The sequence below is a fragment of the Bradyrhizobium sp. LB14.3 genome, from assembly GCF_040547985.1.
Taxonomy (GTDB): domain Bacteria; phylum Pseudomonadota; class Alphaproteobacteria; order Rhizobiales; family Xanthobacteraceae; genus Bradyrhizobium.
Window position 1 is genome coordinate 200076 of record NZ_JBEPQT010000004.1, and the last position, 20597, is coordinate 220672.

Below are 20597 nucleotides of genomic sequence, written 5' to 3' on the forward strand. Positions count from 1 at the left end.
GGACCCGGCTCTTTCTCTTTGATCGACCATTTTTCCTGGCCAGATGACCGTCGCGGTTTCGATCCTCCCCGAGCAGCAGCTCGCCGTGCTCAACGCCGCCTATCGCCAGGCGGTCGCGCGCAAGCGGCTCCGACTCCTGTTTGGAGCCGTGATCTTCGCCGCAGCACTGTTTCTTGCCGCGATCGGCGCGGAAGTGAACCTGCGCACCCTGTTCGCGCATTACGGCAATTTCCTCAGCTATTTCGACCGCATCTTCGCGCTCGACAATGGCCAGCGGGTTTGGACCGATGTCGGCGAGTGGCTGTGGGGCTGGCGCAAATGGCTGAGGATGCTCGGCGAGACGCTGTTGATCTCCTATGTAGGCACGCTGATCGGTGCAACGTTCGCTTTCGCGCTCAACTTCTTCGCGGCCGAAAACACCTCGCCGTCGCCCTGGCTGCGCTTCACGGTGCGCCGCCTGCTCGAATTCGCCCGCACCGTGCCCGGTATTGTCTTCGCGCTGATCTTCGTGATCGCCTTCGGGCTCGGGCCGATGGCCGGCGTGCTCGCGATCGCGATCCACTCCACCGGCGCGCTCGGAAAACTGTTCTCGGAGATCGTCGAGAACGCCGACATGAAGCCGGTCGAAGGCATCCGCTCGACCGGTGCGAGCTGGCTCTCCTGCATGCGCTTTGCCGTCGTGCCGCAGGTGACCGCGGGCTATGCCAGCTACGCGCTGCTGCGCTTCGAGGTCAATGTCCGGGAAGCCTCGGTGATGGGTTTCGTCGGCGCCGGCGGCATCGGCCAGGAGCTCGTCGTCGCCATCCGCAAGTTCTATTACTCGGACGTCAGCGCGATCCTGCTCACCATCATCGTCGCGGTCTTCGTCATCGACATCAGCACCGGCTGGCTGCGCGGCCAGCTGTTCGGCAGGGAGACGCGGACGTGACGGGGCGGCAGGAGATCGACACCGCAGCGCTTCGCGCGCGCTATCCTGAAATGTTCGACCGGCCGGCCTCCGCGCGGCTTGCGATGCCGGCGATGATCGTCGCGGCGTTCGCAATCCTGGTCTACGGCCTCGTCGATCTCGATTTCTCGCCGTCGCGGTTCTTCGCGGGCCTCAACCAGCTCGGCTGGATCAGCCTGATGATGATCCCGCCGGATCCCGGCTCGTCGCTGCCGATCTATCTGAAGGCGCTGGGCGAGACGCTGTCGATTGCGCTGCTCGGCACGACGCTTGCCGCCGTGTTCGCGCTTCCGGTCAGCCTGTTGGCCGCCCGCAACGTGGTGCCGTCGAGCATTCTGCGCTTCCCGGTGCGACGTTTCCTGGATTCGATTCGCGGCGTCGATACCCTGATCTGGGCGCTGGTGTGGATCAACGTGGTCGGGCTCGGCCCGTTTGCCGGCGTGCTTGCCATAGCCGTGTCCGACTTCGGCGCCTTCGGAAAACTGTTCTCGGAGGCGATCGAGGGCGCCGACCAGAAGCAGGTCGAAGGCATCCGCGCGTCCGGCGGCAGTGCGCTGCACGAGATCCGTTTCGGTTTGCTGCCGCAGGTCCTGCCGGTCATCGCCGGCCAGGTACTCTATTTCATCGAGTCGAACACGCGCTCGGCCACCATCATCGGCATCGTCGGCGCCGGCGGCATCGGGCTCCAGCTCGCTGAGCAAATCCGCGTGCTGGAATGGCAGAAGGTGTCGTTCCTGATCCTGATGATCCTGGTGGCAGTCGCCGCGATCGATTTCGTCTCAAGCAAGCTGCGCTTCGCCATCATCGGGCGAAGGGCGGTGGCTTAATCGCAGACACCGTAGCCTCCATTTCATGGTTGCTACGACTCCACCAGAAATTCCACCCGCTCGGCGGCGAAGCGCGAATGCTTGGTCACCAGCGGCTTGCCGTCGAGGTCGTGGTCGGTCGCGTCGACCACCAGGATCGGACGTCCCAGCGCCAGATCGAGCCGTGCGGCGTCGGTTGCGTCGACGATGCCGGCGGTGATGCGGGTCGCGCCGCGCCGATAGTCGCGGACGCCGTAATGCTCGAGCAGTTTCGTCATCGAGCGCGTCGCGGCGAATACATTGCCCGCCCCCGGAAACAATTCCGCCGACAGCCAGGTGGTGGAGACGCAGATCGGCGTGCGGTCGGCGAGGCGCATCGCTTCGATCCGCACCAGTGGTGCGCCGGCCTTCAATCCAAGTTCCCGCGCGAGTTCGCGGGTCGCGGCATCATCGGACGCCTCGATCAACCGGCCATGCGGTTCGCGGCCGTCCGCGCCGACGATCTCGGAGAAGCGGGTCCGCGAGCGCAGCGGATAGGCGAGCTTCTGCGCCTCGACATAGGTTCCGCTGCCACGCTCGGCCCGCACGATGCCGCGCTCGGCAAGCGCGGCCAGCGCGCGCCGCACTGTGTGGCGGTTCACGCGATAGGTTTCAGCGATCTCCATCTCGCCCGGCAGCTTGTCGCCGGCCACAAAGCGGCCGTCGGCGATGCCGCGCTCGATGCCGTCGGCAACGAGGCGCCACAACGCGACGCCCGAGGAGGCTGTGTCCTGAATGCTCATGTGGCCGGGAAGCTACTCCAGAAATCACGCCTTTGTCACGAAACAGTCATGGCGCTCCCGTATCAAGTTGTCTAGTATCATAGACAACTTGGATTCGGCAAATTCGGCAAACAAGTTCGGTGGATTTGGTGACCCAGCACAACAATCAGCAAGCCCGGCGCAAGGCCGCAATGGCCGTGCTGGCGCACGCGGAGGCGGGCGAGATCGCCGCTCGCCTCCGCGCTCTCGCCCTGCCGGCGCATCAGGATCTGCGCGCGCCGGAAAACGGCCTCGTCATGCTGCGGGGCCGGGTCGGCGGCGACGGTGCGCCGTTCAATCTCGGCGAAGCGACGGTGTCGCGCGCCGCGGTCAGGCTGGCGAGCGGCGAGGTCGGTTTCGGTTACACGCTCGGTCGCGACGGTGAGAAGGCGCGGCTGATCGCGCTGTGCGATGCGCTGGTGCAGTCCAGCGATTTCGGCGGCGCGGTGGAGCGGGAAATTATCGCGCCGTTGCGTGAGCAGCTTATGGTCAGGCGCAAGCAGGCGGCGGCCGAGACCGCCGCGACGAAGGTTGATTTCTACACCATGGTGCGCGGTGAAGGGTGAGATCATGACCACGATTGCGGAACTGCCGCCGGGGTTCGCTGACAAGGTGCTGTCGGCGCAATCGACCTTTCGTTCGGTCATGGACGCGATGGCGCGGCCGGGGTCGGTCCAGCGCATCGTGCCGACATCAGGAGCGCCTCATATCATGATGCGCGGCACCGCCGCGATCGCGCTGACGCTGTTCGACCACGACACGCCGCTCTGGCTCGATGCGCGCATGTCGGAAAGCACCGACGTGACAAAATGGCTGAAGTTCCACACCGGCGCGCCGGTGGTGCAGGATTCCTCGATCGCAGGCTTCGCGCTGATCAGCGACGGCGGAGCACTGCCTTCGCTCGAGCGCTTCGCGCTCGGCACCAGCGAATATCCGGATCGTTCGACCACATTGATCCTTCAGGTCGAGAGCCTGGACTCGGGGCGCAGCTTCGAGCTGCGCGGCCCCGGCATCGACGGTGTCGCGACGCTCCAGGCCTCGATCAGGCCGTTCGACCTGTTCGAGCGCCTGCGTGTCAATGAGACGCTGTTTCCGCGCGGCACCGATGTGGTGCTGGTCGCCGATGACGCCGTGGTTGCGATCCCCCGCACCACGCGTGTCGTGAACAAGGGAAGCTAGCCGCATGTATGTCGCAGTCAAAGGCGGCGAACGCGCCATCGAGAACGCCCATCGCCTGCTCGCCAGTGCGCGGCGCGGCGACCAAAGCGTTGCGGAAATTTCCCTCGACCAGATCTCGGAGCAGCTTGGCCTCGCCGTGGACCGCGTCATGAGCGAAGGCTCGCTCTATGACCGCGAGCTCGCGGCGCTCGCAATCAAGCAGGCGCGTGGCGATCTGATCGAGGCGATCTTCCTGGTCCGCGCCTTCCGCGCCACGCTGCCGCGCTTCGGCGCCAGCGAGCCGGTCGAGACCGGCGCGATGCGGGTGCAGCGGCGGGTGTCCTCGACGTTCAAGGACATTCCCGGTGGCCAGATCCTCGGCCCGACCTTCGATTATACCCACCGCCTGCTCGATCCCTCGCTCGCCGAGGGTTTTGTGCCGGAAGCGCCCGCGACGGCCGAAGCGTCGACAGCGCCAACGCCGCGGGTGACCGACATCCTCGGCCGCGACGGCCTTATCGAATCCTCGCCGCAGGCCGAGGAGGGCGCCCGCGTCGGCGACCTCACCCGCGAGCCGCTCAATTTTCCCGCGGATCGTGACCTGCGCCTGCAAAATCTCGCGCGTGGCGACGAAGGTTTTCTGCTGGCGATGGGCTATTCCACCCAGCGTGGTTATGGCCGCAATCATCCTTTCGCCGGCGAGATCCGCTTCGGCGAGGTCGAAGTCGAATTTTCGGCGGAAGACGTCGGCTTCGCCGTTCCGCTCGGCTCGATCGAGCTCACCGAGTGCCAGATGGTCAACCAGTTCAAGGGCTCTGCGACGGAAGCGCCGTGCTTCACCCGCGGTTATGGCCTCGCCTTCGGCCAGAGCGAGCGCAAGACCATGTCGATGGCGCTGGTCGACCGCGCGTTGCGCGCGCGCGAACTCGGCGAAGAGGCACTCGCCCCGGCGCAAGATGAGGAATTCGTGATGTCGCATTCGGACAACGTCCAGGCGACCGGCTTCGTCGAGCATCTGAAGCTGCCGCATTATGTCGACTTCCAGTCCGAGCTCGGCCTGTTGCGCAAGCTGCGCCAGGAGTTTTCTGAAGCATCCGCCGATGCCAATGCCGACGCCATGAAGGAGGCCGCGGAATGAACGCGCCCACCTACAACTTTGCCTATCTCGACGAACAGACCAAGCGGATGATCCGCCGCGCGATCCTCAAGGCGATCGCGATCCCCGGCTATCAGGTGCCGTTCGCCAGTCGCGAGATGCCGATGCCCTATGGCTGGGGTACCGGCGGCGTGCAGGTGACCGCTGCGATCCTCGGGCCCCAGGACGTGCTGAAGGTGATCGACCAGGGCTCCGACGACACCACCAACGCGATCTCGATCCGAAAGTTCTTTGCCAAGACCGCCGGCGTCGCCACGACGACGGCGACGGAAGATGCAACCGTGATCCAGACCCGCCACCGCATCCCGGAGACGCCGCTGCACGAGAATCAGGTGCTGGTCTATCAGGTGCCGATTCCGGAGCCGCTGCGTTTCCTCGAACCGCGTGAGACCGAGACGCGGCGCATGCATGCGCTCGCCGAATACGGCCTGATGCATGTCAAGCTCTACGAGGACATCGCCCGCTTCGGCCATATCGCGACGGCTTACGCCTATCCCGTGAAGGTCAACGCGCGCTACGTGATGGACCCGTCGCCGACGCCGAAATTCGACAATCCCAAGATGGACAATTGCCCGGCGCTGCAATTGTTCGGCGCCGGCCGCGAGAAGCGCATCTATGCGATCCCGCCCTATACGCAGGTCGTGTCGCTCGACTTCGAAGACCATCCCTTCGAGCCGTATCGCTTCAACGCGCCCTGTGCGCTATGCGCGGCGGAAAATTCCTATCTCGACGAGATCGTGACCGACGACAAAGGCGGGCGCATGTTCGTCTGCTCCGACACCGACTATTGCGAGGGCCGCCAGGCCGCGGGCCATCACGGCAGCCTGAGCGCCGCGCCGTACAAGGAGAAGGCGGGCTCACATGGTTGATCAAGACTTGGCTGATCCCGACATGCGCGAAAACGACCAGCCCCTGCTCCTCGCCAAGTCACTCAGCAAATCTTATGGCCGTATCGCCGCGTGCCGCGATGTGTCGTTCTCGCTCTATCCCGGCGAAGTGCTGGCGATCGTCGGCGAATCTGGCTCGGGCAAGTCGACGCTGCTCCAGCTCCTGTCGGGACAGCTCGCAGCCAGCGGCGGCCAGGTGTCCTATCGGACGCGTGACGGCGTCACCCGCGATCTTGCCACGCTGGGCGAGGCCGAGCGGCGCTTCCTGTTCCGCACCGATTGGGGTTTTGTGCACCAGGATCCCGCGCAGGGTCTGCGCATGGCGGTCTCGGCCGGCGCCAATGTCGGCGAGCGGCTGATGGCGGTGGGCTGGAATCACTACGGCCGCATCCGTGATACCGCGTCGGACTGGCTGAGTCGCGTCGAGATCGACACCGCACGCATCGACGATGCGCCGCGCACCTATTCCGGCGGCATGCGCCAGCGTCTTCAGATCGCCCGCAACCTCGTCACCGAGCCGCGTCTCGTCTTCATGGACGAGCCGACCGGCGGCCTCGATGTTTCTGTCCAGGCCCGCCTGCTCGACCTCGTGCGCAGCCTCGTCGCCGAGCTTGGTCTGGCCGTCATCATCGTCACCCACGATCTCGCGGTCGCGCGCCTGCTGTCGCACCGCGTGATGGTGATGAAGGGGGGCCGCGTCATCGAGACCGGCCTCGCCGACCAGGTGCTCGACGACCCCCGCGAGCCCTATACCCAGCTCCTCGTCTCCTCGATTCTGCCGCCATGAGCCTGCCAGGAAGAGTTTTCTAATGACCGCCATGATCGACATCGCCGACGCCAACAAGACCTTCACGATGCACCTGCAGGGTGGCATCGAGCTGCCTGTCGTCAGCGGCGTGACCTTCCACGTCAATCCCGGCGAATGCGTCGTGCTGTCGGGGCCGTCAGGCGCCGGAAAATCGTCGATCCTGAAGATGATCTTCGGCAATTATCGCTGCGACTCCGGCCGCATCGGCATCCGCCATCGCGGCGCGGTGATCGATCTCGCCACGGCCGATCCGCGCCAGATCCTCAACGTCCGCCGCGCAACCATCGGCTACGTCAGCCAGTTCCTGCGCGCGGTGCCGCGCGTCGCGACCGTCGACGTGGTCGCCGAGCCCCTGATCGTCAACGGCCTGGCGCGCGCGGAGGCGCAAGCCCGTGCCGGCCAATTGCTGCATCGTCTCAATATCCCCGAGCGGCTCTGGCAGCTTCCGCCCGCGACCTTCTCCGGCGGCGAGCAGCAGCGCGTCAACATCGCGCGCGGCTTCATCTCGGATCTGCCGATCCTGCTGCTCGACGAACCAACCGCCTCGTTAGATGCCGCAAACCGCGCCGTCGTGGTCGAGCTGGTCGCCGAAAAGAAGCGCCAGGGCGTCGCCATGGTCGCCATTGTCCATGACGACGAAATCCGTCATCTGATTGCCGACCGCATCGTCGACGTCACCAGCTTTGCCGCCGCCGCCTGAAGGAAGAGGGAAATGAACGCCAAGCCGAACGACATCGTGATCGCCAACGCCAGGATCGTGTTGGCGGAACGGGTGATCGAGCAGGGCTGGCTCGCTCTCGCGGACGGACGCATTGCCGAGATCGGTGAGGGCAGGGCGCCCGCGGGCGCCGAGGATGCCGGCGGCGATTTGATCATGCCCGGCCTGATCGAGCTCCACACCGACCATCTCGAAGCGCATTACGTGCCGCGGCCAAAAGTGTTCTGGAATCCGGTTGCTGCCGTCGTCTCCTATGACGGCCAGCTCGCGACATCGGGCATCACCACGGTGTTCGACTCGCTCCGGGTCTGGCGCGAGGACGGCGCTGAAGAAGTCGATGGCCGCGCCGGCGTGCTTGCCGCCGCGATCGCGACCGCGCGCGATGCCAAATTGCTGCGCGCCGACCACTTCCTGCATCTGCGCTGCGAAATCCCGATGCCGAGCGTGGTCGAGGAGGCCAAGGAGCTGATCGACCGTCCCGACGTGCGGCTCATGTCGCTGATGGACCACACGCCCGGCCAGCGCCAGTTCCGCGACGAGGTCAAGCTGCGTGACTATTATCGCGGCAAGGGTGGCGGCAAGACCGATGCCGAGCTCGACGAGCTGTTCGCGAAGCGCTTCGAATATCAGAAGCTTTATGCCGCGGCCAACATGCGTGAGATCGTGGCGCTGGCGCATGAGTACAAGATCCCGCTCGCCAGCCATGACGACACCACCGAGGAAAACGTCGCGGACGCCCTGCGCGATGGCGTTTCGGTCGCCGAGTTCCCGACCACGCTGGAGGCCGCGCGCAGCCTGCACCAGGCCGGCATCGACATCCTGATGGGCGCACCGAACGTCGTGCGCGGCGGCTCGCACTCCGGCAACATCGCCGCGGTCGATCTCGCCCGCGAAGGCCTGCTCGATATTCTGTCGTCGGATTACATTCCCTCGAGCCTCCTGATGGCTGCGCTGCATTTGCCTGAGCACGTGCCCGCCATCAGCCTTTCGGCGGCGGTTCGCACCGTGACGAAGGCGCCTGCGGAAGCGGTTGGCCTCACCGATCGCGGCGAGGTCGCGATCGGCAAGCGCGCCGATCTGATCCGCGTGCACGTCGCGGGCAGTGTTCCCGTCGTCCGCAGCGTCTGGCGCGAAGGAAGCCGTGTCGCATGAGCGAGACTGTGACCATGGCGCAGGACGCGACAGGCGGGATTGGACCCGGGCGGCTCGTGCTCGTGGTCGGCCCCAGCGGCGCCGGCAAGGACACCTTGCTGCGGCTCGCGCAGGCGGCTTGTGTCGATGATCGCGACGTCGTCTTTCCGCGCCGTGTCGTGACGCGCGAATCCTCCGCTGACGAGGACAATGTCGCGGTGAGCGCCGACGAATTCCGGCGCGCGCGCGAGCACGGCGATTTTGCCGTGCATTGGGAGGCGCACGGGCATTCCTACGCTTTGCCGCTTGAGATCAACGACGATATCCGTGCCGGGCGCGCTGTCGTCATCAACGTTTCACGCACCATCATTGGCGCACTGCGTCAAGCGTATGCAAACGTCGTCGTGGTCGCGATCACGGCGCCGCCGGATGTGCTGGCGCAGCGGCTTGCCGCCCGAGCGCGCATTAGCGACGGCAACGTCGCGGAGAGGCTGTCGCGCAGCGTCGACGCGTCGGACAATGCCGATGTCACCATCCTCAACGCGGGCAGCGCCGAATATCACAGCGGCCATCTCGTGCGCGTGATCAGGAATGAATGCTGGCACGAATAGCGGCCGGCGCACCAAGGAGGCTGGAATGTCGGTGATCGAAACGGTCGAGCAGCTGGAGGCCATCTACGGCGTCACCAACGACGCCTCGACCGTGAAAGTCGCCGACCACGTCACCCCGCTCTATCGGGTCTTCATCGAAAAAGCGCCGTTCGCCGCGCTTGCCACCATCGGACCCGAGGGCATCGACTGCTCGCCGCGCGGCGATCTCCCCGGCTTCGTCCGCATTCATGACCCGAAGACGCTGATGCTGCCGGATCGCCGCGGCAACAATCGCGTCGATTCCCTGCGCAACATCGTGCGTGACCCCAGGGTGTCGCTGATGTTCCTGATCGCCGGCTCCGGCAATGCGGTTCGAGCCAACGGCCGGGCGCATCTTTCCATCGATCCCGAATTGCTCGCCTCGTTCAAGGTCGAAGGCAAGGCGCCGCGTAGTGTCATGGTGATGACGGTCGACGAAATCTACTTCCAGTGCGCCCGCGCCATCGTCCGCTCCGACCTCTGGAATCCCGACAAGCGTATCGACCCCAAGACGCTGCCGACACCGGGGCAGATCCTCGCCGAGATGAGCGAGAACAAGATCGGCGGTGCGGAGTATGACCGAATCTGGCCGGAGCGCGCGGCCGCGACGATGTGGTGACGCTCTCTCGTCTTCCTCGTCCTGCTCGTGCGGGGAGAGGGGCTCTGAGGTCGCGTGACGTGCTCGGCCTGCATGGTTCGAGACGCCCGCTTTGGCGGGCTCCTCACCATGAGGATCATCTCGCCGCGAAACGCGACCTCATCCTGAGGGCCCGCCGTGAGGCGGGCGTCTCGAAGGATGGCCGCAGGCGAGCTCCCCGCCACGTTTTTCTTCATATGCGATAGCCCCGTCCTGGAGGAGAGAGTGAAGGGGGAGCTCGCTGCGAGTGCTGCCCCTAATTGAACGCCATGCCGCCGCTGAGCGCGACCGTCTGCCCGGTCATGTAGGCGTTGTCGACCAGAAGCATCACGGCCTTCGCTACTTCTTCCGCCGTGCCGAAGCGGCCGAGCGGAATGCGGCTGACGAGCTGCGGCTGGCCACTCATCATGTCGGTCTCGATCAGCGACGGCGCCACCGCGTTGACGGTGACGCCTTCCTTCACCAGCCGCGCCGCATAGCCGCGCGTCAGGCCCTCCAGGCCGGCCTTGGACGCGTTGTAGTGCGGTCCGATCGCGCCGGCGCCGCGCGCGGCACCGGAGGAGATGTTGACAATGCGGCCCCATTTCTTCGCGCGCATCGTCGGCAGCACCGCCTGCGTGCACAGGAAGACGGATTTCAGGTTGACCAGGATCGTCCGGTCGAAATCGTCCTCGGTGAGATCGTCGATGCCGCGCGTGATGGCGATACCCGCATTGTTGACGAGGATGTCGATGGGGCCGAGCTCGGCCGTGGCGCGGTCGACCATCGCGGTCACGGCCTCGCGCTGCGATACGTCCGCAGCGACGGCGATGGCGCGGCCGCCGCGCTTGCCGATCTCATCCGCCAGTTGCTCGGCCTGCCCGATCCGCTCGCGGCAGTTGATCGCCACGGCCGCACTGGCCTCGGCCAGCGCGCGGCAGACCGCAGCACCGATTCCGCGCGAGCCCCCGGTGACGAGCGCGGTGCGTCCCTTCAGAACCTCCGCCATGATCGGGCCTCCCTGTCAGCTGTTGCTTATGGAGCGGACAGTACCACGGCCGGCCGTGCACCGGCGTTGAACTCATCGCGAGATAAATTCGTTTACCTGCGCTCGCAGCGGGAGAAGTGCCGATGCGCGCCAGTGGCAAATATGGATACCCATTTCATTGACCGAACGCGTCAATCCCTCGATATTCGCAGCATCGAAACTGCTCCTCGAGCCGAAGCCGCGATATGAGAACCGATCACCAGCGCAACAATAACGATATGCATGCGTGCATGACGCGGCGCTGTTTCTCGGCGGCAACCGGCGCCTGTTGTTGCTGCTGAGCGCCACCTCACAGCACCTCACGCAGCAAATCTCAAGACAGGAACGCCGAGCCCCCGGCGAGCGAGCAGTCATGTCCCAAACTCGGTCGAACGCCTACATCATCGAAATCCACGACCGCGCCGCCGGCATCGTCACGAGGGATCAGCGCGGCTTTCGCTTCTTCTCCTCCGAGCGCCTGTTCGACAGTCTCGAAGGCCGGCAGTTCCGTTCGGCGCGCCAAGCCGAGCGTGCTGCCCGTGCCGTGTTCTCCGAACGAAGCCGGCGCGCGAATTCCCAACTTTTCGCCAACTGATCCCACCGAAAGGGCCACGTCATGATCAATCGACGACACATTCTCGCAACGACGCTTCTGCTCGCGGCCGCCTTTGCCGCACCGGCGCGCGCTGAGGACAAGCCGGTCGAAATCCGCATCGGTACGCAGAAGGGCGGCTTCTTCCCTGCGGTTCGCCAACGTCAAACGCTCGAAAGCGCCTTCAAGCCGCTCGGCATCGAGATCAAATGGATCGACTTCCAGTTCGGCCCGCCGCTGCTGGAGGCCATCAATGTCGGCAGCGTCGATTTCGGCTTTGTCGGCGATACGCCGCCGATCTTCGCGCAAGCCGGCGGCGCCAGGATCCGCTATGTGGCGGCCGTGAAGTCCGACGGCGACAATCAAGCGATCATCGTGCCGAAGGATTCGCCGATCAAGACGCTGGCGGACCTCAAGGGCAAGCGCATCGCCTTCGGCAAAGGATCGAGCGCACACAATCTCCTGGTCGTGGCGCTCGAAAAGGGAGGCCTGTCCTGGTCCGATATCACCCCGGCGCCGCTCGCGCCGGCCGATGCGACGGCGGCCTTCGTCAAGGGCTCGGTCGATGCCTGGTCGATCTGGGATCCTTATTTGGCGCTCGCCGAATTGAAGGAGAACGCTCGCGTTCTCGTCTTCGACAAGGATGTGCACAAGCCGAACGCCTACTACATCGCCAACACCGATTTCGTCGAGAAGTATCCCTCGTTGGTCGCAAAGCTCAATACGGCCTTTGCGTCTGAAGGCGTGTGGGCGGAGTCGCATCACGAGGAGGTCGCAAAGGCACAGGCCGAGGCGACCGGCGTCGACATCGAAGCGGTCCGCCGCTTCGTCAATCGCTCCACCTATCGCGTGGTGCCGCTCGACGCCGAGGTGACCAAGAGCCAGCAGGCGGTCGCCGACCGTTTTGCAAAGCTTGGCCTGATTCCGAAGCCGGTCAACGTGTCCGACATCGTCTGGAAGTGGACGCCGGGTTCCTGAGCGAAACGAGACTCAACTCCGGCGGCGCACCCTGGTGCGTGCCGCCTTCTTTGCGGCGGCTGAGCGGACGTTGGCGCCCTTGGTGCGGCTCGCCTTGCGCGCCGCGGCCGAACGCGACGCAGCCGTTCGCCGGCCCGCGGCACGCTTGCCCTGCTTCGACAATGCACTGCGCGATGCGGTCGAGCGCGGCTCCTTTTTCAAAACCTCCTCGACGGCCCGCGACACGCGCGGCCGGCGCTTCGGAGTGCGCTTGCCCTGGCCGACCTCGTAGGCATATTTGGCGCTGCGGCGCGTCGCCTTCTTGACGCGTCCTTTTCGCGGCGGCGGCAGATCGACGCCGGCCCGGCGCGCCTCGGACAGACCGATGGCGACAGCCTGCCGCGTCGAGCGCGCGCCGTGCTTGCCTTTGCGGATCTTGTCGATCTCGTCCTTGACGAATTCGCCGGCCTGCGTGCTTGCCGATTTACCGGCACGCTTGTCTTGTCTGGCTTTGCGAATGACTTGCTGTCTTGGCATAGGTCCAGTTCCCTCTGGATTTCACAGGGATGTCTGACCGCAACGCGCAAGATGGACGATCGATCCTTTCAGTTCCTGAGCGCCGCCAGCAATTCATCCGGGCGTTCGGCCATGATCATGTGGCCGGCGCCCGGCACGACGACGGTCTTCGCATGCGGGATCGCCGCCGCGAGCGCCTTGCCGGCCTTCACTGGTGTCATCATGTCTCGCTCGCCGAGGATGAGTGTGACTGGCACCTTCACGCTCGCGGCGGCTTGAAGCGCATTCGCGTAAGCATTGCAGGCCGACAAATCCCTGAACAGCACGCCCGGCTCGCAATGCTTCAACACGGCCTGCGCGCCGCCATGCATCCACAGGCCCGGTGCGAGGCTGCCGCCGAGTTCGGCGTTGAAGCCGAGGCCCCAGATCGAGACCATGTCGAGCGCGTCCTGGTCGTTGGCCTCGGCGGCCTTCAGCAGATCCGGGCCGACCGTCATGGTCGCGGCCGTGCCGATCAGGCTCAGTGCGGAGACTTTTTCGGGATGCCGTGCCGCCGTCTCCAGCGAGATCAGCGATCCCATGGAATGGCCGATCAGATGCGCCTTCGTAACTCCGGCCGCATCGAGCAGCGCGGCCGTCCAGTCGGCCATCTCGGCGATGCTGCCAAGCGAAGGCCCGGACGAGCGGCCGTGACCGGGCATATCAGGCGCCAGCACGGCAAAACCGTGATGGGCGAACCAGCGCGTGTGCAGGGCCCAGGTCGAACGATCGAAGCCGGCGCCATGGAGGAAGACGACCGCAGGCAGGAACTTGTCGAAGTCGCGGCCGCCGGTTGCGACAAACACCTCGGCGCCGTTGACGGAAAGCTTCATGGTGTCAGACCTTTTGCGAGATGCGCAGCGCCTGCGCAAGATCGTCGATGATGTCGCTTGCCGCCTCGATGCCGACCGACAGCCGTACCAATTCCTCGCCGATGCCGGACGCCTTGAGTTGCGCGGCGTCCATCTGCTGGTGCGTGGTCGAGGCGGGGTGGATCACCAGCGTCTTGGCGTCGCCGACATTGGCGAGATGGCTGATCATGCGCAGCGATTCGATGAACTTGCGGCCCGCGGGCCGACCGCCCTTGATGCCGAAGGAGACGATCGAGCCGGCGCCGCGCGGCAGCAACTGCTTTGCGAGCTGGTAGTCCGTGTGGTCCTCCAGCGAGGGATGCAGCACCCAATCCACGGCCTTGTTGGCTTTCAGCGCTTCCAGCACGAGATGCGTGTTCTGGATGTGGCGGTCCATGCGCACGCCGAGCGTCTCCACGCCCTGCAACAGCTGGAACGCGTTGGTCGGTGACAGGCAGGCGCCGAAATCGCGCAGGCCTTCGGTGCGCGCGCGCATGATGAAGGCAGCTGTGCCGAACTGCTCGTCGAAGACGATGCCGTGATAGCCGCCATAGGGCTCGGTCAGCACGCCGAATTTTCCGGATGAACGCCAATCAAACCGGCCGCCGTCGATAATGGCGCCGCCGATGGCGATGCCGTGGCCGCCGATCCATTTGGTCGCCGAATGCATGACGAGGTCGGCGCCGAGCTCGATCGGACGGCTGAGATAGGGCGTGGCAAAGGTGTTGTCGATCAGCAGCGGGATCTTCGCATCATGCGCGATCGCCGCGACCTTCGGAATGTCCAGCACCTCCAGCCCGGGATTGCCGATGGTCTCGCCGATTACCAGTTTCGTGTTCGGCTTGATCGCCGCGCGGAATGCATGGAGATCGCGCGGCTTCACAAAAGTTGTGGTGATGCCGAAGCGCGGCAATGTGTGCGCCAGCAAATTGATCGTGCCGCCATAGAGCGAGCTCGATGCCACGATGTGGTCGCCGGCGTTCAGAAGCGTCGCGATGGCTAGATGCAGCGCGGCCATGCCGCTGGCGGTGCAGATCGCGCCGACGCCGCCCTCGAGCGCCGCGAGCCGCTCCTCCAGCACGCCGGTGGTGGGATTGGAGATGCGCGTATAGATGTGGCCGGCACGCTCGAGATTGAACAGCGCGGCGGCGTGATCGGAATCCTGGAACACGTAGGACGTGGTCTGGTAGATCGGCACCGCGCGGGCGCCGGTCGCGGGATCCGGATGCTGGCCCGCATGCAGGCTCAGGGTCTCGAAGGCGGGCGGTTTTGGCGCGGGCATGCGTGGCCTCGTTGGTCAATCGGCGGAGGCGGCTCTTGTGCCACAAAATGGCGGGGAACGTCAGCCCATTGACTCCGGCGCGCCGCGGCTCGCAACGAGAGTGTGATGCGAGCCCGTGGCTGCAACGGCAGGACGCTCCTTTCTCCTCGCATGCGGGGGAGTGGACCATCCGCTAGGCCATGACTCAATAAGCGGCTGGCCGCCTGATGTCCGGTTTACCGCCAACATCGGCCGAAGAGCGGATGGCCTCCGAGGTCGCAGATGGGCCAGGAAGAGACATTTCGCTCGTGCTGCGCGTCATGCGATCTGAGCCAGTCTCGCGCGCCGGTGCCCTTCGATGCCCCGGCGGTTGTGTGAAACCTCCGCGCGTTCATAAATCGTGAGTTGTGTTTGCCGTTGATCAGATCATGCTCTTGCGATCGACTAGGTCGCGTGGGGCCGAATCCGACATCTCCTGCTGGGTTCTTCGCTCGGCAACGCAACCACACGCAAGGTTCGAGCCGAGCTGACGCGGCTCCAAAAGGTATCAGTCAGCCCCATCTTGGCATCTTTTCGCGACACGTCAGTGCCGCTGCTTGAACCCGCTGCCGCAACTGCGACATCCCCGCTGTGCCACTACCTATCAAAATTTAGGGCTCAGTTCCTGGGCGGTTGCAGCGATCAGTGCTGTTCACGAAGTACCATATTTCGTTAGGTTTCTCGGGCCTTCGCGACGCCGCGATGGCCACCAATGTCTCGATCTCCGGGAGGGAGAGACATGATGCAGCGATCGCCTATTCTCTCTTTGGCGGCTGTCGCGAGCTTCGCCGTCCTATGGTTTGTTCTGGATGCCGATCCGTATTTTAGAAATGCGGCTGCCACTACAACAACAGCCATGCCACCCGAGGTCGTAGCTCCCGAGCCTTTCAGAACGGCCCACGCCGCTAACAAAAGGACGATGAGGATACTTGCACTGGATCAGGCTAAGCATCTCGCTTTCTGGACGTCCGTTTTGAAGAATAGAAAGCAGGCCTGTGGTGCTGTTGTTCGGACCATGTATCAAGGCGGCAGCGAATCTGGGGTCGATGCTTGGCGCATTGGCTGCCGGGACGGCAACGAATATTCGATAACTATTAATCCGGACGCGCAAGGCTCTGAGGCAGAGTTTCCGGTTTCGGTTTGCAGTGGAACCGCTTTCGCCCGAAGTGCGGAATAGCCTCGTCATTGAGCGTTCAGCATCCGGGAGATCGCCTCTATATGCCAGCTGCTATCCGCTGTCCCGGCGCGTCCTCGCCAACGTGCGAGGATGATCATGACGATGACCCGATCACGACGTGAAACGGTGGAGTTCGAGCACCCATTTCGGATCACAAGCTTCGAGCGGATATTACCGGCTGGCTCGTATGAAGTGATTACCGACGAAGAATTAATGGAAGGAATGGAAGAATTATCATTTCCGTCCTTTCGGCCTGTCGCCACCATGATGATGGTGCCTGCGCCGCCACCCCGCAGCTCTTTCGTCGAGATGGTGGCCATCAGTTCGATCGATCTGTCCGACGCTCGGGAGCCGATGCGATCGTATTCCGTTAATGACGCGCCTGTCGACCTCGTCAAGCATCGGACTGCGCTGAACATTAACATTCGCCGGACGCTGGCGGAAATCGAGCGCAATGCGAAGGTGTTGCGCAGTCTGAATCCGCAGCCTGAACCCGCTGCGAAGCCATTGGCAGGCGCGCTGCCGGAGCCGAAAGGGCCAGGCCGCGACCTACGCATCGATGCTTGCCGCGGCATCGCGCTCTGGTGCATCTTTCTGAATCATTTCCCCAACAACATCGGAAGCTGGCTGACGCTTCGGAACTACGGTTTCAGTGATAGCGCGGAAGTATTCATGTTCGTCTCCGGGGTGACCTGCGCACTGGCTTACGGCAGCGCACACTCGCGCGACGGTTGGCCCGGCGTCATCACCCGTACGCTGTGGCGAAGCTGGGATATTTATGCCGCATTTCTACTGCTCACCGTGGCTTGCGCCATCATGGTCTACCTAAGCGGCGGTGGCCGGATCGCGGACGAGAGCAACACGCGCCTTTTGCTGGAACATCCGGGTGCGGCGCTCGCGCATGCGGCGATCCTGCAATACCGTCCGGTCAATACCGACGTCTTGCCGATCTTCGTGGTTTATCATCTTTTGTTTGCACCCTTATTGTGGTTGCTGCTGCGAGCGCCGAACGTGACACTCGGCGCGTCGCTCTTGCTTTATGTGCTGGTGCACGTCTTCGGCTGGACCGTCCCGGCATGGCCCGACAGCGTGTGGTTCTTCAACCCGCTGGCTTGGCAGTTGCTGGTTGTGCTCGGCGCCTGGTGTGTCATTGCGGGCAAGGGAGTCGGACCTTGGATGACCTGTCGCATGGCACTTGTACTTGCAGTTCTCTATCTGACGTTTAGCCTGATCGTCGCGTTGAGTTGGTGGCTCACGGTACTGGAAGATCTGGTCCCACAAGCGCTCGCCTATGTGGTTTACCAAGTCGACAAATCGGATCTCGCCCCCTTGCGGCTGCTGCATTTTTTGGCGCTTGCGATTTTGGCGGTATGGCTCGTACCTCGCAATTGGCAAGGACTGCCGATGCCACTGATGCGCGCAGCGATCCGCTGTGGGGAGAACTCGCTGGCAATCTATTGTCTCGGTGTTCTGCTGGCGCTCGCCAGCCAAATAGCGCTGGTCGACATCTCGAATGGTCTTGCAATGCAGATCGCGCTCAGTCTCGCAGGCATCCTGCTGATGATCGCCGCCGCAACGCTGCTGAGCTCAATCCGGATCAAACCCAGCGGCAGCCACGATTGACTTGAAGACCTGAGGGTTAGAGAGGCCGAGATTTGACCTGAAAAGAGGCTGCCAACGAGACAGCCCCACGTCTTCTGTGGGTCAAAAGCGTCGGTCTAGCGCTCCACCGCAAACTTCCGGTCTACCTCGCTAAACCGACATGTAGCGGCACCGCCTCAGCGGTGGCGATGGGTCACAAGCCGCGGATCACGCCCGAGGGGGGAGACTTCCGGTTTGCGTTGGCAAGCCGACGTTATGAGTACACGTCCTAGGCAACACCGCCCCGGATCGCCTGCTCGATCGCGCGCGCCTCCCGCAGCAAAATCTCCGCGACCTCCTGTTCGCGCCGCGGGCCGAGCCTCGTCCGAACGGCGGAGACGGTCATCGCGGCAGCGGGGCGGCCGTCCGGGGTCTTGATCCAGGTCGAGATCGATTTCGTACCCTGCACCAGGCCGATCTCCCTCATGCCGTATCCCAGCCGTCTCGCGGCGGTGACCTCGCCCAGTACCGTCGCAACGTCGGTCCGATAGGCCTCGAATCTCGTCTCGTTGGCTGCGACGATTTTTCGCGCGTCCTGCGCCGGCATCGCGGCGAGGATGGCGACGCCTGCGCTGGAGACGCCGAGCGGCCGCCGCGCGCCGACCTCGATCGACAGCACCTGGATCGGATAGACGCCGATCCTGCGATCGACGCACAGCGTGTCGTTGCCGGTCCGTACCGTCAGGAACAGCATGTCGCCGATCTCGGTCGACGCACGTTGCAGCGACGGATTGGCGGCGATCAGCAGCCGCGACGGTCGGGCCCGTGCGAGCGCGAGCTCCGGCACCTGATTGCCGATCGCGTAGCGGCCGGTTTTGTCGTGCCGTTCGACAATGCCTTCCTCGATCAGCACATGGACGATGCGATGCACGGTCGGACGGGTGAGGCCGGTCGCCCGCACCACCTCGGCCAGCGGCACGCCGTCTTCGCGGCCTGCGGCAAGAATACGCAGCACCGCCAGCGCGCGCCGGATCGCCTGCGCGCCTTGTCGCGGTTCCGTCATGCGGCGGGCGGATTTTGCGGAAGTCCTCCTGTCCATAATATGGACAAGAACGCCACAATTCACTCGACAGGTAAAGCGCGCATTCGGAGATTGCGCTCCGATCGAGATGCCATAAGCAACGTCTGGGCATTCGACGTCGAATTCGAAGACTTGGAATTGGAAGCGACTTGGAATTGGAAGCGACTTGGAATTGCAAGCGGCTTGGAATGGCAAGCGCTGCCGGGAGGTTAACATGAGATTAATCTGGATTGCCATGGCTGCCGCAGCGACGATGCTGGCGGGACCTGCCTCGGGCCAGCAATGGCCGGCGCGCAACGTCAAGCTGATCGTGCCCTATCCGGCCGGCGGCAATGTTGACAGCGCGGCGCGCATCATCGCCGACAAGCTTCAGGAAAAGCTCGGCCAGCCCTTCATCATCGAGAACAAGGCCGGCGCCGGCGGCATGATCGCGGGCGAGGCTTTTGCGAAATCGGCGCCCGACGGCTACACGCTGTTCGTCGGCGCCAACGGCCCGGTGCTGTTCGCAACCGAGATCAACAGGCGCGACGCCTACAACTGGAAGAAGGACTTCCTTCCGATCACGACGATCTCGATGACGCCGCTGGTGCTCGAGGTTCATCCCTCCGTGCAGGCGACCACATTCAAGGAATTCATCGACCTCGCCAAGCGCGAGCCCGGCAAGCTGACGATGGCCTCGCCCGGTCCCGGCACCACCAACCATTTGCTCAGCGAGCTGATGCAGTCCAGCCTCGATCTGCAATGGGTCACCGCGCACTACCGCGGCAATGCGCCTGCGGTCAACGACCTGCTCGGCGGCCAGGTGCAGTTCGCGTTCGACCAGCTCACGGTCAGCCTGCAGCACATCAAGGCCGGCCTGTTCCGGGCGCTGGCCGTCACCAGCCCGCACCGCCTGAAGTCGCTGCCTGACGTGCCGACCTTCACTGAACTCGGCTACAAGGATTTTGACGGCCAGACCTTCACCGGCTTGTTCGCACCGGCAGGCACGCCGGCGCCTGTTATCGACAAGCTGCACGAGGCGCTGACCGGGATCCTGAAAGACCCGGCCGTGGTCGACAGGTTCGAGAAGCTCGGCGGAGAAGCCGTCGCGATGACGCCGGACGAGTTCAAGGCCTATCTCGAGCGCGAGGACGCCAAATGGATTCCGATCGTGCGCAAGGCCAACATCAAGGCGGATTGATCGATGCGGATCGACCCCGCTGAGCTCGGCGCCGAGCGCATCTACCGGCTGATGACCGGCATCGTGGTGCCGCGTCCGATCGCCTGGGTGACGAGCCTGTCGCGCTCAGGCGTGCTCAACCTCGCACCGTTCAGCGCCTTCACCTTCGTCTCGCAGAAGCCGCCGATGCTGGCCATCAGCGTCGGCCGCAAGGGCGCGGACTACAAGGACACCGCGCACAACATCCTCGACACCGAGGAATACGTCATCCACATCGCCGATACCCCGCTGATGCAGGCCGTGCACGACAGCTCCGTCGAGCATCCGCCTGAGATCAGCGAGGTCGCGGAGCTTGGCCTGGAGACGCATCCGAGCGAGCGCATCAAGGTGCCGCGGCTTAGCGTTGCACCCGTCGCGATGGAATGCCGTTTCCGGCAATGCCTCGAATTCGGCGATGCCCGCAGCCGGCTCATCGTCGGCGAGGTCGTGATGTTCCACATTCGCGACGGCCTCGTGAACGACGGCAAGGTCGAGACAGCGGCGCTCGACCCGATCGCGCGCATCGGCGGGCCGCGTTACGCCCGGCTCGGCGAGATCGTGACGCTGCGCGGCGTGTTCCAGACTCCCAAATCGACCGAGTAAGCGCGCAGCCTTGGGCCGCG

Annotated in this window: 23 protein-coding genes; 17 read left to right on the top strand and 6 right to left on the bottom strand. The window is 64.3% G+C overall.

What is annotated here, in order from left to right:
• The first annotated feature begins 43 nt into the window (after positions 1–43).
• Together phnE (ABIB00_RS11065) and phnE (ABIB00_RS11070) are read left to right on the top strand one after the other, a co-directional pair.
• Positions 44–928, top strand: coding sequence for a phosphonate ABC transporter, permease protein PhnE (gene phnE / locus ABIB00_RS11065; RefSeq protein ID WP_247445295.1), 885 nt, complete (start codon positions 44–46; stop codon positions 926–928).
• Positions 925–1773, top strand: coding sequence for a phosphonate ABC transporter, permease protein PhnE (gene phnE, locus ABIB00_RS11070; RefSeq protein ID WP_354104342.1), 849 nt, complete (start codon positions 925–927; stop codon positions 1771–1773). Before phnE (ABIB00_RS11065) ends, phnE (ABIB00_RS11070) begins: the two co-directional genes overlap by 4 nt.
• A gap of 32 nt (positions 1774–1805) precedes the next feature.
• On the opposite strand, the gene phnF is transcribed toward phnE (ABIB00_RS11070), so the two are convergent.
• Entirely contained in the window at positions 1806–2534 is a 729-nt protein-coding gene (gene phnF / locus ABIB00_RS11075) for a phosphonate metabolism transcriptional regulator PhnF (protein ID WP_354104343.1), read from the bottom strand.
• A 119-nt stretch (positions 2535–2653) separates the two neighbouring features.
• On the opposite strand from phnF, the gene phnG reads away from it, so the two are divergent.
• Genes phnG through ABIB00_RS11120 form a run of 9 tightly spaced genes read left to right on the top strand, consistent with a single transcriptional unit; the run spans position 2654 to position 9658 of the window.
• Positions 2654–3118 (top strand): phosphonate C-P lyase system protein PhnG, encoded by a 465-nt coding sequence (gene phnG, locus ABIB00_RS11080; protein WP_354104344.1) that lies wholly within the window; start codon positions 2654–2656, stop codon positions 3116–3118.
• 4 nt (positions 3119–3122) lie between these two features.
• A complete protein-coding gene (phnH, locus tag ABIB00_RS11085; protein ID WP_354104345.1) occupies positions 3123–3731 on the top strand; it encodes a phosphonate C-P lyase system protein PhnH in 609 nt (202 codons plus the stop codon).
• Between the two features lie 4 nt (positions 3732–3735).
• Positions 3736–4848, top strand: coding sequence for a carbon-phosphorus lyase complex subunit (locus ABIB00_RS11090; protein ID WP_354104346.1), 1113 nt, complete (start codon positions 3736–3738; stop codon positions 4846–4848).
• On the top strand, positions 4845–5735 hold the full coding sequence (locus ABIB00_RS11095) for an alpha-D-ribose 1-methylphosphonate 5-phosphate C-P-lyase PhnJ (protein WP_354104347.1): 891 nt from the start codon (positions 4845–4847) through the stop codon (positions 5733–5735). The genes ABIB00_RS11090 and ABIB00_RS11095 overlap by 4 nt, the downstream gene beginning before the upstream one ends.
• Positions 5728–6540: a phosphonate C-P lyase system protein PhnK gene (gene phnK / locus ABIB00_RS11100; protein ID WP_354104348.1), complete on the top strand. Its 813-nt coding sequence runs from the start codon at positions 5728–5730 to the stop codon at positions 6538–6540. Before ABIB00_RS11095 ends, phnK begins: the two co-directional genes overlap by 8 nt.
• Before the next feature lie 22 nt (positions 6541–6562).
• A complete protein-coding gene (gene phnL, locus ABIB00_RS11105; RefSeq protein ID WP_247445288.1) occupies positions 6563–7261 on the top strand; it encodes a phosphonate C-P lyase system protein PhnL in 699 nt (232 codons plus the stop codon).
• 12 nt (positions 7262–7273) lie between these two features.
• Entirely contained in the window at positions 7274–8431 is a 1158-nt protein-coding gene (locus tag ABIB00_RS11110) for an alpha-D-ribose 1-methylphosphonate 5-triphosphate diphosphatase (protein ID WP_247445287.1), read from the top strand.
• On the top strand, positions 8428–9021 hold the full coding sequence (gene phnN, locus ABIB00_RS11115) for a phosphonate metabolism protein/1,5-bisphosphokinase (PRPP-forming) PhnN (RefSeq protein ID WP_354104349.1): 594 nt from the start codon (positions 8428–8430) through the stop codon (positions 9019–9021). The genes ABIB00_RS11110 and phnN overlap by 4 nt, the downstream gene beginning before the upstream one ends.
• A gap of 25 nt (positions 9022–9046) precedes the next feature.
• On the top strand, positions 9047–9658 hold the full coding sequence (locus ABIB00_RS11120) for a pyridoxamine 5'-phosphate oxidase family protein (RefSeq protein WP_354104350.1): 612 nt from the start codon (positions 9047–9049) through the stop codon (positions 9656–9658).
• A 274-nt stretch (positions 9659–9932) separates the two neighbouring features.
• Here ABIB00_RS11120 and ABIB00_RS11125 read toward each other — a convergent pair whose 3' ends face one another.
• On the bottom strand, positions 9933–10664 hold the full coding sequence (locus ABIB00_RS11125) for an SDR family NAD(P)-dependent oxidoreductase (RefSeq protein ID WP_354104351.1): 732 nt from the start codon (positions 10662–10664) through the stop codon (positions 9933–9935).
• Between the two features lie 391 nt (positions 10665–11055).
• On the opposite strand from ABIB00_RS11125, the gene ABIB00_RS11130 reads away from it, so the two are divergent.
• Both ABIB00_RS11130 and ABIB00_RS11135 read left to right on the top strand, forming a co-directional pair.
• Complete coding sequence (locus tag ABIB00_RS11130) at positions 11056–11277, top strand: hypothetical protein (protein WP_354104546.1); 222 nt, start codon at positions 11056–11058, stop codon at positions 11275–11277.
• A gap of 21 nt (positions 11278–11298) precedes the next feature.
• Positions 11299–12252 (top strand): aliphatic sulfonate ABC transporter substrate-binding protein, encoded by a 954-nt coding sequence (locus ABIB00_RS11135; protein ID WP_354104352.1) that lies wholly within the window; start codon positions 11299–11301, stop codon positions 12250–12252.
• A 12-nt stretch (positions 12253–12264) separates the two neighbouring features.
• Here ABIB00_RS11135 and ABIB00_RS11140 read toward each other — a convergent pair whose 3' ends face one another.
• From ABIB00_RS11140 to ABIB00_RS11150, 3 genes are all read right to left on the bottom strand, one after another.
• Complete coding sequence (locus ABIB00_RS11140) at positions 12265–12768, bottom strand: DUF6496 domain-containing protein (protein ID WP_354104353.1); 504 nt, start codon at positions 12766–12768, stop codon at positions 12265–12267.
• A 68-nt stretch (positions 12769–12836) separates the two neighbouring features.
• Complete coding sequence (locus ABIB00_RS11145; RefSeq protein ID WP_354104354.1) at positions 12837–13619, bottom strand: alpha/beta fold hydrolase; 783 nt, start codon at positions 13617–13619, stop codon at positions 12837–12839.
• A gap of 4 nt (positions 13620–13623) precedes the next feature.
• The gene (locus tag ABIB00_RS11150; RefSeq protein ID WP_354104355.1) at positions 13624–14919 is read right to left on the bottom strand and encodes an O-acetylhomoserine aminocarboxypropyltransferase; all 1296 of its coding nucleotides are present in this window, start codon (positions 14917–14919) and stop codon (positions 13624–13626) included.
• Between the two features lie 757 nt (positions 14920–15676).
• On the opposite strand from ABIB00_RS11150, the gene ABIB00_RS11155 reads away from it, so the two are divergent.
• Positions 15677–16114 carry a hypothetical protein gene (locus tag ABIB00_RS11155; RefSeq protein ID WP_354104356.1) on the top strand — a complete coding sequence of 146 codons (438 nt, stop codon included), beginning with the start codon at positions 15677–15679 and terminating at the stop codon, positions 16112–16114.
• A 96-nt stretch (positions 16115–16210) separates the two neighbouring features.
• Positions 16211–17737: an OpgC domain-containing protein gene (locus tag ABIB00_RS11160; RefSeq protein ID WP_354104357.1), complete on the top strand. Its 1527-nt coding sequence runs from the start codon at positions 16211–16213 to the stop codon at positions 17735–17737.
• 247 nt (positions 17738–17984) lie between these two features.
• Here the strand turns inward: ABIB00_RS11160 and ABIB00_RS11165 are convergent, their stop codons facing one another.
• Entirely contained in the window at positions 17985–18794 is an 810-nt protein-coding gene (locus ABIB00_RS11165) for an IclR family transcriptional regulator (RefSeq protein ID WP_354104358.1), read from the bottom strand.
• A 196-nt stretch (positions 18795–18990) separates the two neighbouring features.
• Here ABIB00_RS11165 and ABIB00_RS11170 point away from each other — a divergent pair, with 196 nt between their 5' ends.
• Together ABIB00_RS11170 and ABIB00_RS11175 are read left to right on the top strand one after the other, a co-directional pair.
• Positions 18991–19956 (top strand): Bug family tripartite tricarboxylate transporter substrate binding protein, encoded by a 966-nt coding sequence (locus ABIB00_RS11170; RefSeq protein WP_354104359.1) that lies wholly within the window; start codon positions 18991–18993, stop codon positions 19954–19956.
• A gap of 3 nt (positions 19957–19959) precedes the next feature.
• Positions 19960–20577: a flavin reductase family protein gene (locus tag ABIB00_RS11175; protein ID WP_354104360.1), complete on the top strand. Its 618-nt coding sequence runs from the start codon at positions 19960–19962 to the stop codon at positions 20575–20577.
• The last annotated feature ends 20 nt before the right edge of the window (positions 20578–20597 follow it).